Source organism: Arthrobacter gyeryongensis, assembly GCF_039543785.1.
GTDB lineage: Bacteria > Actinomycetota > Actinomycetes > Actinomycetales > Micrococcaceae > Arthrobacter > Arthrobacter gyeryongensis.
On the sequence record NZ_BAABKK010000015.1, the window covers coordinates 254,480 to 268,338 of the forward strand.

Here is a 13,859-nt window from a genome sequence, read left to right on the forward strand (position 1 = left end):
CCTCAGCCTCCGATCGCGCTCATGCTGCGGTCCGGCTGGACGAAGTCGGGTGCGCCGAGGCCCGTGTGGTCCATGCCGTGCGCCTTGGGTTTGATCCACATGGCGTCCTGCCAGCGTTGGGCGAGTTCCTCGTCGTCCGCTCCGGAGCGAAGTAGTCCCAACAGGTCGAATTCCTCGCGGGAGAACAAGCAGCTCATGATCTTGCCTTCGGCGGTGATCCGTGTGCGCCGGCAATCGGAACAGAACGGCTCGGTGACGGAGGCGATGATGCCGACGGTGCCCAGAAGCGGACCCGTGGCGTCCGCAGATGCCGGGTCCCGCCGTCGTACTTCGAATCGTTCAGCCGGTGCCCCGTCCCGTTCGCGCGGGTCCGGGGTCAGCGCGAAGTCGCGTGAAAGCAGTTCGCGGATCTCTGCCGCCGTGATCATGTCCCGCCGTGTCCAACCGTGATCGGCGTCCAGGGGCATTTGCTCAATGAAGCGCAGCTCATAGCCGCGGTCCACGGCCCAGGCCAGGAGGTCGGGGGACTCGGCGTCGTTGATTCCGCGCATGAGGACGGCATTGATCTTGACCGGACCCAGCCCTGCAGCCCAGGCGGCATCGACGCCGGCCAATACCCTGTCCAGGAAGGGTCGCCTCGTGAGCTTCGTGAACGTTTCTTCGTGCAGGGAGTCGAGCGAGACGTTGATGCGTGTGAGTCCGGCGTCCTTGAGCGCCGCCGCTTTTTTGTCGAGTCCGACGCCGTTGGTGGTCATGGAGATCGGCAGCTCGGGGTGCGCCTTGCGGAGGGCCGAGATGATGTCCACCAGGTCGGCACGCACCAAGGGCTCGCCTCCTGTGAGGCGAAGTTCGCGGACCCCGAGTTGTTCGACGCCGATCCGCACCAGCCGGACAATCTCGGCGGCGGTCATGACAGCCTGCTTGGACAACCATTCGAGGCCCTCGGCCGGCATGCAGTACGTGCAGCGCAGGTTGCATTTGTCAGTCAGGGACAAACGCATATCGGTGGCCCGGCGTCCGTAACGGTCGAACAGGCCCAGGGGAGTTCCTGCAGGGCGCGGCGGGGGCGCAGAAACGCTGCTTCCCGTCCCGTCGCCCGTAGGGGGCAACGGCATGCCTAGCTGAACACTCATGGGTTCAGGCTACGCCAGGCAGGGCCCGAGCGTGATATCGCACACCGGTCACGTTCGTCGTCTGCTCCCGTGGAAGGCAAGGAATGGCGTGACTTCTTACGGAATGCATACGGTTGGCCCGGCGGCGCCCGGAACACATACCGCGGGCACCATGCGAATCTATGCTGAAGGTGTGAACACGCAGTCCGCCCCGCACCCTGCCGAAGTCGGCAATCGCCGCATTCTGCTGGTCGAAGACGAACAGACCATCGCCGACGTCGTCCGGGACTACCTGGTCCAGGCTGGCTTCCAGGTCGATCTCGCGGGCGACGGCTTCACCGCACTGAGCCTCGCGGCCGCCAGGCGGCCCGACCTTGTCATCCTGGACCGGATGCTGCCAGGACTCGACGGCGTGGAAGTGTGCCGCAGGTTGCGCCTGGCCATGAGCGTTCCCATCATCATGGTCACCGCTCTTGGTACGGAAGACGACCGGATCCTGGGCCTGGAAACCGGAGCGGACGATTACGTCACCAAACCCTTCTCACCCCGCGAGCTTGTCCTCCGCGTGAAGTCCGTGTTGCGCCGGAGCATCCGGGAATTCAGCCCGGAACCTCCCGTGGAACTCGCCGGCTTCGAATTGGATCCGGCGTCCCGCACAGTGCTCCAGGATGGCAAACCCCTCATGCTTACGGTGCGTGAGTTCGATCTGCTGGCCTTCCTGCTCCGTCGGCCCAACCAAGTGTTCAGCCGTGAGGACCTCATCAAGGCAGTGTGGGGCTGGGACTTCGGGGATTTGTCCACCGTGACAGTCCACGTCCGTCGCTTGCGCGAAAAGATCGAGGACAACCCCACCACCCCGGTGCTGCTCAAGACCGTCTGGGGAGTCGGCTACCGCTTTGACGCGAAGGAAGGTGGACATGCAGGCAGCTGAAATGTTCACGATCCTGGGCTGGATGCTGCTGTGGGCTGTCCTCATCGGCGCCTTGACCCTTGCCTTGCTGCGTTTCCTGCGCGGCGCGTCGATCCTGGTGCAGATCTGCCTCGTGGTGGTTGCCACGGTTGCCGTTCTCGTGGCCGGGATGGTGAGCGCCTTCAATGCGATGTTCATTTCCGCCGTGGACCTCGAAGTCATGTGGTACATCCTCGGGGTGGCCTCGGCCGTGGCAATAGCGATTTCACTTGTCCTCGGGGCCGGGGTGTCCCGCAACGCCATCCGGCTCGTGGCGGCAACGCGACGCCTCGGCAGCGGAGAAGCCCTCGATGGCTCCTTCCTGCCACAATCAGGATCGCGGCGGGCCGGACCGGCAATGAACTCCGAGCTTGCCCAGCTCGCCCAGGAACTCGAAGCGAGCAGCATCAAACTCGAGGAATCCCGGCGACGGGAAGCCGCAGTCGAAACCGCCCGCCGCGAACTGGTTTCCTGGATCTCGCACGACCTCCGGACGCCCTTGGCCAGCATGCGGGCCATGGCCGAAGCGCTGGAAGACGGCATGGCCTCCGACGTGCCCGCCTACTACCGCAAGATCATCGCCCAGACGGACCAGATGGCCGTCATGGTCAACGACCTCCTTGAATTGTCCAAAATCCAGGCCGGAACGCTCCGGCTGAGCGCGGAATCCCTGGACCTCTACGACCTCGTGAGCGACGCCATCGCCGATCTCGCACCGCTCGCCGCCCAGCGCGGCATCCGGCTCGACGGCGGCGGCGACCGCGAGTGCATGGCCGTCGCGGACGGCCCGAGCCTGGGAAGGGCCGTCCGGAACGTGGTGCTTAACGCGATTATCTACAGCCGGCCCGACGGCGGGGTCATGGTTCGCGTCGGACGCGACGGAAGCGACGCCGTCGTCGACGTCGTGGACAGCTGCGGCGGCATCGACGACGAGGATCTCGCCCACGTTTTCGAGACCGGTTGGCAAAAGGACCGTTCCCGCGGAGCGGGAAAGCCCGTCGAAGGGGGTCCGCCGCGGTACAGCGGAGCAGGCGTGGGGCTCAGCATGGTGGCGGGCATCGTGAAGGCGCACGGCGGCACGGTCACGGTGGCGAACACCGGCGAGGGCTGCCGCTTCACGCTCCGCCTTCCTTCGGGTGCACAGGCCACCCCAGCCCACGCCGAGGTATTTCCGATGCAAACAGTTCATGCGGACACTGTTCCGTCAGAGAGCCCCAAACAGGCAGGCACATCATGAGCAGGACCACTTCGAAGAAAGCCAGTACCAGGACGGCCGTCCGGTGGGCGGCGGCGTGCGGCGTGGTGGCCATCGGACTCGGGGTGGCGGCCGGCGAGTTGCTGGCCGGGTTCCTGAGCCCGTCCGTCTCGCCGGTCTCCGCGCTGGGCGGTGTGGTCATCGACGCCGTGCCGGGTTGGGCCAAGGAACTGGCCGTCAACCTTTTCGGCACCGCCGACAAACTTGCCTTGATCGTCAGCATCGCCCTGGTGACCTTGGTTCTCGCCGCGGTCGCCGGCCTCCTGGAGTATCGGCGAAAGGGAGCGGGGCTGGCCCTTGCCTTGCTCGCTGGAGCAGCGGGGCTGGCTGCCGTGCTGACCCGTGCCCAAGCCGCGCCCACTGCGGCAATCGCGCCCGTCGTGGCCACCATCGTCACCATGCTGTTCCTCCGGCTCCTGATCCAGAGGCTGGAAACCTGGCGACCCGTGCCCGTTGCAGCCGACATGCCGTTGGCCCGCCGAAGCTTCATGCAATTGCTGGGTGGAACCGCAATCGCCGCGGCGGCGGCAGGCATCATCACCACCTTGGTGCGGAGGGCGGGAACGGTGGCATCCGATTTCCGCCGCGGGGTTGCCCTGCCCGCCCCGGTGACGCCCCCGCAAAAGGTTCCCGACGGCGCGGCACTCTCCTTGCCGGGCCTGCAGCCGCTCGTCACACCGAACCCCGACTTCTACCGGATCGACACTGCGTTGATCCCGCCGGCCGTGAATCCGCCGGACTGGACCCTCAAGGTGACCGGTTTGGTGGAACGCGAAATCCAGTTGGACTTCGCCACGCTGCTGAGCAAGCCGATGATCGAGCGCTACGTGACCATCGCCTGCGTATCCAACGAAGTCGGCGGAGACCTGATCGGCAACGCCCTCTGGCTGGGCTGGCCGGTCCGCGAACTCCTCGCCATGGCCGGACCCAAGCCCGGGGCGGACATGGTGCTGTCCCGCAGCACGGACGGCTGGACCGCCGGAACCCCCCTCGAAGCGCTCACTGACAATCGCGACGCGATCCTCGCTGTCGGAATGAACGGCGAACCCCTGCCGCTGGAGCACGGCTTCCCCGTCAGGATGGTCGTCCCGGGCCTCTATGGATATGTTTCGGCCACCAAATGGCTGACCGAACTGAAGGTCACCCGTTTCGCCGACGACCAGGGCTACTGGGTCCCGCGCGGTTGGAGCGACCACGGTCCCATCAAGACGCAGTCCCGCATCGACGTGCCCCGCGACGGCCGCTCGGTCAAGGCCGGAACGGTCCAGTTCGGCGGTGTCGCCTGGGCCCAACACCGCGGCGTTTCCCGTGTGGAGCTGCGCGTCGACCGCGGCAATTGGCACGAAGCCAAGCTCGCCCCGGGGATCTCGTCGGACACGTGGTACCAATGGCAGCTGGGCCTTGAGTTGGGCTCCGGGAACCATGAAGTCCAGGTCCGTGCCACCGATGCCACGGGTACCCCGCAGCCCGAAGCCCAAACCCCCGTGGCACCGGACGGCGCCACGGGGTTCCACACCATCCATGTCACCGCAAACTGACACTAGGCTGGGTAGGTCTGAGCGAAACAACCCGGGAGGAACCCTCGTGGCACGATCCGTCGCAGCCCACCGTCAAGCCGTCCAGGAGCTGCTGTCCGGCCTTGCACACATAGACGGCACCGAAGAGCTGCCGTTGATGGGGGCGCTCGGCCGGGTACTTGCCGCCGACGTCTTGGCCCCGCTCAGCCTGCCGCCCTTCGCCAACTCCCAGATGGACGGTTTTGCCGTCCGCGCGGCGGACCTCGCCCCTCACGCAGGGAGCGACGCCGGTGCGGAGCTGACGGTCGTGGATCCCGTCCCGGCCGGCGCGGCACCGGTCCGGCTGATGCCTGGCACCGCAGCCCCGATCATGACCGGCGCCATGATGCCGGAGGGTGCCGACGCCGTCGTGCCCATCGAACAGGCAGTGCCTGATGTCTTTCCCGTCCCCGGTGTCCCGTCAACCGTCCGCCTTCCCACCACTGAGCCCGGAACGTTCGTCCGCGACGCCGGGAGCGACATCACCGCGGGAACCGTTGCCTTGCGCGGGGGAACGGCCCTCGGACCCGGGCAATTGGGGTTGCTCGCCGCCCTGGGGATGACCGCCGTCGAGGTCCGCACGCCTGTGCGCGTGCTCCTGGTCACCACCGGCGATGAAGTCGTGGAACCCGGTATGTCCCTGCCGGAAGGGAAGATCTACGATTCCAACGGAACCCTGCTCGAAGCCGCCATGCTGCAGTCCGGCCTCCACGTCACGCGGACGGGAATCAGCGGCGACAATCCCACCGAGCTGCTGGCGCTCCTTCGCAGCCTGGGCGGTACCGTCGATCTCATCGTCAGTACCGGAGGCGTCAGCAAGGGTGCCTACGAAGTGGTCCGGCAGGCCATGACGGACCAGCCGGTTGAATTCGTGTCGGTGGCCATGCAACCCGGCGGCCCCCAAGGGATTGGAACGTTCGACGGCCTGCCCTTCCTGGGATTCCCGGGCAATCCCGTGAGCTGCCTCGTGTCCTTCGAAATGTTCCTTCGCCCGGCGCTCGCGGCCGTCGTGGGCAGCCCCGCATTGCGGCCGAGCCTGCAGGCGCGCCTTGCGGAGTCGTTGACCTCGCCCGCCGGTAAGCACCAGGTCCGCCGGGGCACCCTTCTTCCCGGCGGAACGGTCAAGCTCGAAGGGGGTCCCGGCTCGCATCTCATCCATGCGCTGGCCAACTCGAACGCGTTGGTCCAGGTGCCTGCAGCAGTCACGGAACTCGACGCCGGGGCGGAAGTGGAAGTATGGATGTTGTGAATGACACTCCAGATCCCGCAAGCATCGTCGGCGGCCTCACCCACTTGCGCCAAGATGGCGGCGGCCTCACGCATTTGCGCCAAGACGGAACAGCCCAAATGGTCGATGTCTCCGAAAAGGCCGTGACCACGCGGGAGGCCACCGCCACCGCCACCGTCCACAGCACGTCCGAGGTGCTCGCCCTGCTCGGCGCCGGTGACCTTCCGAAAGGCGACGCCCTTGCGGTGGCGCGCGTTGCCGGCATCATGGCAGCCAAGAAGACGCCCGAACTCATCCCGCTGTGCCACCCGCTGCCGATTTCCAAGGTCACTGTGGACTTCGAACTCGGCCCGGACACCGTGGTTGTCCTGGCAACGGTGAAGACCAGGGGCGTCACGGGCGTGGAGATGGAAGCTTTGACTGCGGCCTCGGTTGCTGCCTTGAGCGTCTACGACATGATCAAGGCCGTGGATAAGCACGCTGTCATCAGCGGTATCCAAGTGTTGGCCAAGAGCGGCGGAAAGAGCGGCGACTGGGCCCTTCCTGCCTCGTCCGGTGCGGCCGGCGAAGGAGAGAGCGCATGAACGCCTGCGAACCTGCCCGTGGTCCGCGGAAGGCCGGCGTTGTCATCGCGTCCAACCGTGCCGCGGCAGGAATCTACGAGGACAAGAGCGGCCCCGTGATCCTGGACTGGTTGGTCGAACACGGCTACGAGACCATCCCCGTCATGGTGGTCCCGGATGGTGAGCCTGTCGGTGCCGCCATCCGTGCGCTGCTGACCCTGGAACCCGCCGTCGTGATTACCAGCGGCGGCACCGGGCTGAGCCCCGATGACCGCACTCCGGAAGTCACCTTGCCTTTGCTTGACCGCGAAATACCGGGGCTCATGGAAGGCATCCGGCGCGCCGGTGCCGCCAAGACCCCCATGGCGATGTTGAGCCGGGGCCATGCAGGTACAGCCGGCAAGACGTTCATTGTTAACCTGCCGGGTTCGCCGAAGGGCGTAATGGACGGCCTTGCCGTCCTTGATCCCGTCATCGCCCACCTTTGCGATCAATTGGAGGGAAGTCATGACCACTGAAACCGACTTCGAAGTCATCAGCGCGATCCTCAGCGCGGAGCCGATTTCCGTGGACCAGGCCATAGCGGCGGTTGAATCGGACACGGCGGGAGCGGTAGTGAGCTTCAGCGGCGTGGTCCGCAACCACGACGGCGGCAAACCCGTCGACAGGCTCAGCTACAGCGCCCACCCCACTGCGCACCAGGTCATGGCCGATGTTGTCGCGAAGCTCGTGGCGGAGCACTCGGGGGAGGCAGCCCAGCCTGTCCGTATCTGGGCAGCACACCGGATCGGCATGCTGGAGATCGGCGAACCTGCGCTCGTCTGCGCCGTTGCCGCCGCACACCGAGGACAGGCCTTCGCTGTGTGCTCGGAGCTTGTGGACAGGATCAAGGCCCAAGTGCCCATCTGGAAGGAACAGTTCTTCAGCGACGGCACGGTCGAGTGGGTCGGGGCCGGGGAGTAGCACGGGCGCAGGCATCGCGAGTGCTACAACGTCACGAGATTTGTGCGCACCGCATGGATGAGTACTTGGACGCGGTCGCGCACGTCCCATTTGCTCATGATGCGGCCGAGGTTCGACTTGATGGTCGCCTCGGAGAGGTGGAGAGCCTGTGCTATCTCGGCGTTTGACATACCCTGCGCGAGAAACACCACAATCGATAGCTCGCGTTCCGTGAGCGCTTGGGCGCGGGAGAGCGCGACATGACCGTTGGGGTTGGCCGTGTCGCGGACGGCTGCAATGAGTCCACGAGCTATGCGCGGCGAGAGCACTGACCTGTCAGCGTGCACGTCCAAGATGGCGCTGACGATCTCGTCCGGATGCGTGTCCTTCACAAGATAGCCAGAGGCTCCGGCCCTGAGCGCGGCTATGACGTGGCTTTCGGAGGAGAACGTGGTCACTGCAAGCACCCGGGCGTCCGGGTATTCGGCAGTGATCATCTCTGTCGCCTCGATGCCGTTCATCACCGGCATCTGTATGTCCATGAGCACGACGTCCGGTTGCAATATGCGGTACTGCTCGACGGCTTCCGTTCCATTAACGGCTTCTCCCACCACAACTGTGGCCGGAGCTGACTCGAGGAAGATGCGCAATGCGTGTCGCACGAGGGCTTCGTCATCGACGATCAGAACACGCACGCCTTCCATTCCTACAGTTTAGGCGGCGGGAGTCGACTCTCAGATCAGACGAAAGTTGCGCAAGGAGTCGACTTTCGTCGGCAGACCCTGTGCCGGCCGGCTGCGACGATTAGCTTGCTGGTGCTTTCAGGCAGAAGGGATTCGACCGTGTTCGGAGCGAGCGTAGTAAGCGGGCTGGCGTTCCGCCTGGAGCCCGCCGATCTTCGACCGGCCGGGTAGGGCAATCAGCCTATGTGCCTGAGCGTCCGCGCGCTTCATCTGGATAATTGGGGGATGAAGCGAAGCGCTCCGGCAGAGGCTACCCGCAAACCCCACGGGTCTGCCGGTTGGCGGGGCTTCTGGGCGTACACAGCGTTGCCGGCTGGTGCTCGTCTCGCATTGGCGGCCGTCGTCGCGGTGGGGCTGCTGGTGGATGGTGTGCTGGCGCTACTTGCCCGGACACCGATGCCCACCGCGACGGTTTACGTGGGCGCGCTCATCGCAATCGGTGCTTTCGCGTGGCGGCCTCCCATAGCGGCGACAGTGCTCGCGGCATGCGGCCTCGTCGCAATACTTCTTGGTGCTGGTGGGACTTACTCTCTGGCTCTCGCCGTCTCGGTCGGCTTGGTCACGAGTACGTGCGGTCGGTGGCTGAGCGTCTCATACTGCGTCATCACAGTGGGGTGGGGGATGGCTGCGGCAGGGGTTGGCCAAGGGCTTGCACAAGGCGGCGGGATCGGCAGCGTTGCCGTTGGCCTTGCTTCGGGACTGATCGGTTGGGCGTTCCGCGGAGGTCGAGTGAGGGAACATCGGCTTGCTGCTGACATTGATCGGCTCAAAAGAGAATCGGCGGCCGCCGTACAGATGGAGCGGGATCGAATCGCTGATGAGCTGCACAACATCATTGCCCACGACATCACGACCGTTGTGATGCAGGCCCGGGCCCTCGAACTGGTGGACGACCCCGTGGCTCGCGAGACATCAAGGCGTGCGATCACCGATGCCGCGACACAAGCCCTCACAGACATCCGACGGATGCTGCGTTTAGTCCAGGGGACGGACGAGACGGTCGGAGAATCCGGGGCAGGTGCAGTGTCCTTGGCAGCGACGTTGGAGTCCTTACGTCTTGGACTCGGCTCGATGGGAGCCTCGGTAGAGCTCTCCTTCCCCGGTAGTGAGATGTCAATTTCGAACAGCATCGAGACCACTCTCGTGCACATCGCACGTGAGGCAGCCACCAACGTGATGAGGCACGCTCGCGAGAGTCCGTCGATTCGTTTGGCGGTGACGTCTGATCGCGAATGCATCACATTGCAGGTCTGGAATGCTCCGTCCGGCGGCAGGCGGGACGAGACGGCTGAAGCGACGGGGTATGGGCTCAAGCGGATGAACGACCGAGTGATGCTGCTGGGCGGAACGTTCAAGGCAGGCGGTGATGAAACGGGGTGGACCGTGACGGCGACGTTGCCGAGGCTCTAGCGGTCCAGTAGTCCAACAGATTTCGCGGTCAGAGGATTCGGGTCCGCGAACGTTGGGTCGCATTGCGAGAGAAACGGGTGCATTCGAACGATGTCTAACTCGATACGGATGACGGTGTTTGAGACGGGAGGTCGGGATGAATCGTAGTCAGTGGCGACAACAATGTCGCACTGAGAGGAAGGTGAGGTGGGTCGATGCCTGCCATCATTCTGGCTGTCATCCGAGCAGTCATGCACTTGGGTTCCCGGGCGGTCAACTGGGTGACGGCCAACTGGCGCACGGTGCTGGACTGGCTCAACGCCGGCAGGACGATCGATTGGATCGTTCGGCGGATCCGAGACATCCTCGGGCTGTGAGCAGTGGGAAAGGGCGCGTTCAGCCACACGTGAGTCGCCCTTTCCCGTTTCACACCACCCGTGCGCGAGCAACTCGCGCGATGACTACAGCGAGGGGGATGGCAAGAGTGGCGGAGACAGATGTCGCCGGCGCGATGTTTTCGGCAGCGGTGAGCCGCCGCGCGGTGACAGTGTGGAACATCGCGTCTGTCTGTACTGGGCTGATTGCTTGCATGGTGCTGTTCGGCTTGCGCCTGGTCTTTCACGAAGGCTGGCTCGCAATCGTCCTCACTGTCTTGGTGGGAGTGACCGTTGCCTCGACGGTCACGGAGTGCCTGCTGGTCAACCCTCGACGAGCCCTTACCTTCCGTTATGGAGTGGAGCCGATGGGCCTGTCGATCGGTCAAGGCCGGTGGATTCAACGTGAGACCTTTGTGCCGAGGGCACAGATTCTCTACGTCCGGCTTCGACGCGGTCCCGTGCTGCGCAACTTTCGACTTGCAAGTGTGCACGTAGGCGTACTGGGCAGGGAATTCATGGTTCCCTGTCTCGACGACCGGGATGCTGAGCGGTTGCGTGGAGCGTTGAAAAACGTCGATAGGGGGGCCGAATGATGCACAACTCACCACTGCTGATGCTTGTCAGATTCCTGAAGGCGCTGCCGCAGTCTGTACTCATCGTCATCGGGCTCGCAGTCGCGATCTCCACGTTCCAAGGCGGGATTGCCGTGGCGTTGTGGGTGCTCCTCGCATACTTCGTCTACACGCGCATCTATGTGATCTTCTACGATTACGTGGCGACCACGTGGGATGTCCGCTCGGACGGCTTCCACTATCGACGAGGCCTCTTCTCGCGGGAGACCTTGACCATCGCTCGCAGCGATATCGCTGGTGTCCATCTCTCGCAGGGCGGCCTGGACCGGTTGTGGAAGCTGTTCGAAGTGCGGGTGCAGAGTACAGCGGGAGGGCGCGCCAGCCCGCTTCTCCACGCGGTCACACGTGACCAGGTCGATGAGATCGCGCGCGTTTACGGTGTTCGTCCGACCCTGAGGGCCAAGGACGTCAATACTGCCGCAGGGTCCGCCCGGCAAGAGGCACCTGTGGGATGCGTTATCGAAACGTCCTCAGGAGTGGCGAGCACGGTCTCGCTTCGGAACGTGGACTGTTGGCTTATCTCCATCACCTACGGCAAGTACGTGCTTCTCATTCCGGTGCTTTGGTCGTTGACCACCCGGATCACGGGGAACAGCGGTGTTGCTCAGTTCGAGTGGGTTGGAGACCAGTGGCAAGCGCATCCGGCCCTTGTGCTGGCTGCGATGCCCTTGCTGCTCGCCGCGAGTGTCGCGTACGGAGCCTTAGTGGCTTATCTGAAATATGCGAAGATGCTCGTCCGTGTGGAACCCGATTCCGACGGCACGGTGAAGATGAGGGTATCGCACGGGCTGATATCGACCATGGACCAATCCATTCGCGTCGACCGAATCGACGCACTTGAAATGCGGCAAAACGTGGTGATGCGCGTGTTCAGGCGGTACTCGCTGCGCGTAATCGTGCGTGCGCAGGGGGCCGGCAGCGCGAGCCGTACAGTTGTGATCCCGATTGCACGCCACTCAGACATCGACGGATTCCTCGAACAGTACCTTCCGCAATTCCGGATCGTCAGCGGCGATGAGGTCGCCGGCATCAATCCGGTCCTGGGGTGGTGCGCAGGCTTGCTTGCGGGCAGCGTCGCGGCGGGCACGCTTGCGGCTTTGGTCTCACCGCCGCTTGTCGTCACGATCATAGCGTCCGCCGTGATCGCGACCGCAGTGGCGCAAGCGGCGGTTAAGCGCGCCGACTTCTCCACTGACGGCCGGTTGTGGCGACTGAGGTCTGGGGTGCTTGGCACCAGGACGTGGGTACTCCCCTCAACAAGCCCCACCTCGATGACGGTCTACGGCAACGCGTCCGGCCGGCGATTTTGTGTGGTCGCGTTCCGTGCCGGCGGCACAGTGCCACGGACGATCAGAGGCTTCCTTCCGGACCCGGGTCACGCGACGCTGATGGAGGCGCTCTCGCGTGTCCAGGTGCACGCATCATGATCGAAGTGATCGGACTCACGAAGTCATACGGTGGACGGACACGGGTTGATGACGTTACCTTCAGCGTTGGCGACGGCCGTATCGTCGGCTTCATCGGGCCTAACGGCGCTGGCAAGACCACCACAATGCGAACCGCTCTCGGCCTTGAGAAGCCCGATTCGGGACGGGCGTTGTTCGACGGTCGCCCATATGGAGAGCTTCCGAACCCACGCCAGAGCGTTGGGGCGGTACTCGACGCCGGGGCGTTGATCCCTGACCTCCGCGCGATCGAGCTCGTGCGGTACTGCGCAAGTGTTCAGGGCGTGGACAAGGCCCGGGCCGAACGCGTGCTGGACATGGTCGGCCTTAGTGACGCCCGCAGACGGAAGGTGCGCGAGCTTTCCCTGGGCATGAGACAACGTCTCGCCCTCGCCGCAGCCATCTTGGGCAACCCGGGCAACTACGTCCTCGACGAGCCGCTCAACGGTCTCGACCCGTCGGGTATCCAGTGGCTGCGTCACTTGCTCATCCAACTTCGCGATGAGGGCGCGGCGCTTCTCCTTTCGTCGCACATCATCACCGAGCTCGAGCTCGTGGCTGACGACGTCGTGCTGATCAACAACGGCGTGCTCAAACTCCGAAGCAGCCTTGCCGACCTTGCACGAGGAGCCGGGGCGCGGGTCCACGTCGTCAGCGAGGACGTCAGCTCATTCATTGCGCTCGCAGAGGGAAACGGCGCCACCATCGTCGAAGCGAACGGTCGCGCCGTCGTCGTCGCGGACCTTACAGCGGGTGAGCTGTTCTCCCTTGCGGCTGCCCATGGGCTTGTCTTGGATGAGCTACGCACCGAGAGCGTCTCGCTTGACGATGTGTATCGACGGATCGTGGACACGAAGATCGAAGGAGAGGCTCGTTGAGGATGCCGCGCCCACCCATCCGAATCGCTCGCCGGCAAGACGCGCAACGGCCGGCCGACCTCGTGTTTGCAGAGACGGCCCGGATCATCCGGACCCGAACGTCTGTAGCCGTGCTGTCGCTTGGAGTAGCCGTGCCGCTCGCGCTCGGCGTTGGACAAGCGATCTATCGAAAGGTGTCTTCGTCGGCACCGGATCTGACAGGTATCGCGACGGCCGGGATCGACATCTTCGCGTTCGTGGCAGCTCTGGCTGCGGCAATCGGCGTTGGCCGCGATTACCAGACGGGAGCGATCGGTTTTCGAATGTTGCTCGTCCCGCGCCGCGGACGGCTCCTTGCGGCGAGCGCACTCGGGTACAGCGGGGTCGCGGCCGCGCTTGCGTTGCTCGCCATGCTCATGGTCGGCGTGTTCGCTGCCGTGTCGGGCGGGACACCTGCGCCCTTCTCTTTTGACTCCCTCGGAGGGGTAGTGCGTTCGATCGCTACGGTCGTGCTCGCTTCATGCTTCGGCGCAGGCCTCGGGTACGCAGTGCGCTCAGCCACGGTCGCTGCGATCGTCATCATCACCGTTTTTTGGCTTGCGCCGATCACGCTCCTCATCGCCGGATTGAGCGGGGTGCAGGGCGCTACGGCAGTAGCGAATATCACCGTCGGGATACTGGTCGGGCAAGCGATCAGCACCACCCCCGAGCCAGGGGACAACCTCGGGCCCTGGGGAGCGCTCCTGCTTCTTGCGATTTGGTCCTGCGGAGTGCTTCTTCTCGCTGCCCTGCGATTGAAAGGAAAGTGATC

General features: G+C 64.6%; 15 protein-coding genes. 13 read left to right on the forward strand and 2 right to left on the reverse strand.

Features of this window, described 5'->3' with window-relative positions; translation table 11 throughout:
* Positions 1–2 precede the first annotated feature (2 nt).
* Positions 3–1,133, reverse strand: coding sequence for a GTP 3',8-cyclase MoaA (gene moaA / locus ABEA18_RS12935; protein ID WP_345449796.1), 1,131 nt, complete (start codon positions 1,131–1,133; stop codon positions 3–5).
* Positions 1,134–1,284: 151 nt separating this feature from the next.
* Here moaA and ABEA18_RS12940 point away from each other — a divergent pair, with 151 nt between their 5' ends.
* The 7 genes from ABEA18_RS12940 to ABEA18_RS12970 are packed head-to-tail and all read left to right on the forward strand — an operon-like array spanning position 1,285 to position 7,626.
* Positions 1,285–2,043 carry a response regulator transcription factor gene (locus ABEA18_RS12940; protein WP_345449869.1) on the forward strand — a complete coding sequence of 253 codons (759 nt, stop codon included), beginning with the start codon at positions 1,285–1,287 and terminating at the stop codon, positions 2,041–2,043.
* Positions 2,030–3,298 (forward strand): sensor histidine kinase, encoded by a 1,269-nt coding sequence (locus ABEA18_RS12945; protein WP_345449797.1) that lies wholly within the window; start codon positions 2,030–2,032, stop codon positions 3,296–3,298. The genes ABEA18_RS12940 and ABEA18_RS12945 overlap by 14 nt, the downstream gene beginning before the upstream one ends.
* Positions 3,295–4,854 carry a molybdopterin-dependent oxidoreductase gene (locus ABEA18_RS12950; RefSeq protein WP_345449798.1) on the forward strand — a complete coding sequence of 520 codons (1,560 nt, stop codon included), beginning with the start codon at positions 3,295–3,297 and terminating at the stop codon, positions 4,852–4,854. The genes ABEA18_RS12945 and ABEA18_RS12950 overlap by 4 nt, the downstream gene beginning before the upstream one ends.
* Complete coding sequence (locus tag ABEA18_RS12955; protein ID WP_425550523.1) at positions 4,838–6,121, forward strand: molybdopterin molybdotransferase MoeA; 1,284 nt, start codon at positions 4,838–4,840, stop codon at positions 6,119–6,121. The genes ABEA18_RS12950 and ABEA18_RS12955 overlap by 17 nt, the downstream gene beginning before the upstream one ends.
* Entirely contained in the window at positions 6,109–6,684 is a 576-nt protein-coding gene (moaC, locus tag ABEA18_RS12960; protein WP_345449800.1) for a cyclic pyranopterin monophosphate synthase MoaC, read from the forward strand. The genes ABEA18_RS12955 and moaC overlap by 13 nt, the downstream gene beginning before the upstream one ends.
* On the forward strand, positions 6,681–7,181 hold the full coding sequence (locus ABEA18_RS12965; RefSeq protein WP_345449801.1) for a MogA/MoaB family molybdenum cofactor biosynthesis protein: 501 nt from the start codon (positions 6,681–6,683) through the stop codon (positions 7,179–7,181). The genes moaC and ABEA18_RS12965 overlap by 4 nt, the downstream gene beginning before the upstream one ends.
* Positions 7,171–7,626, forward strand: a complete 456-nt coding sequence (locus tag ABEA18_RS12970) for a molybdenum cofactor biosynthesis protein MoaE (RefSeq protein WP_345449802.1) — start codon at positions 7,171–7,173, stop codon at positions 7,624–7,626. Before ABEA18_RS12965 ends, ABEA18_RS12970 begins: the two co-directional genes overlap by 11 nt.
* Before the next feature lie 23 nt (positions 7,627–7,649).
* On the opposite strand, the gene ABEA18_RS12975 is transcribed toward ABEA18_RS12970, so the two are convergent.
* Positions 7,650–8,309: a response regulator gene (locus ABEA18_RS12975; protein WP_345449803.1), complete on the reverse strand. Its 660-nt coding sequence runs from the start codon at positions 8,307–8,309 to the stop codon at positions 7,650–7,652.
* A gap of 264 nt (positions 8,310–8,573) precedes the next feature.
* Between ABEA18_RS12975 and ABEA18_RS12980 the strand changes: the two genes are divergently transcribed.
* From ABEA18_RS12980 to ABEA18_RS13005, 6 genes are all read left to right on the forward strand, one after another.
* A complete protein-coding gene (locus ABEA18_RS12980; protein WP_345449804.1) occupies positions 8,574–9,758 on the forward strand; it encodes a sensor histidine kinase in 1,185 nt (394 codons plus the stop codon).
* Between the two features lie 194 nt (positions 9,759–9,952).
* Positions 9,953–10,114 (forward strand): aureocin A53 family class IId bacteriocin, encoded by a 162-nt coding sequence (locus ABEA18_RS12985; RefSeq protein ID WP_345449805.1) that lies wholly within the window; start codon positions 9,953–9,955, stop codon positions 10,112–10,114.
* Between the two features lie 107 nt (positions 10,115–10,221).
* A complete protein-coding gene (locus ABEA18_RS12990) occupies positions 10,222–10,707 on the forward strand; it encodes a PH domain-containing protein (protein WP_345449806.1) in 486 nt (161 codons plus the stop codon).
* Positions 10,704–12,173 carry a PH domain-containing protein gene (locus tag ABEA18_RS12995; RefSeq protein ID WP_345449807.1) on the forward strand — a complete coding sequence of 490 codons (1,470 nt, stop codon included), beginning with the start codon at positions 10,704–10,706 and terminating at the stop codon, positions 12,171–12,173. Before ABEA18_RS12990 ends, ABEA18_RS12995 begins: the two co-directional genes overlap by 4 nt.
* On the forward strand, positions 12,170–13,069 hold the full coding sequence (locus tag ABEA18_RS13000; protein ID WP_345449808.1) for an ABC transporter ATP-binding protein: 900 nt from the start codon (positions 12,170–12,172) through the stop codon (positions 13,067–13,069). Before ABEA18_RS12995 ends, ABEA18_RS13000 begins: the two co-directional genes overlap by 4 nt.
* Before the next feature lie 2 nt (positions 13,070–13,071).
* Positions 13,072–13,857, forward strand: coding sequence for a hypothetical protein (locus ABEA18_RS13005; RefSeq protein WP_345449809.1), 786 nt, complete (start codon positions 13,072–13,074; stop codon positions 13,855–13,857).
* The last annotated feature ends 2 nt before the right edge of the window (positions 13,858–13,859 follow it).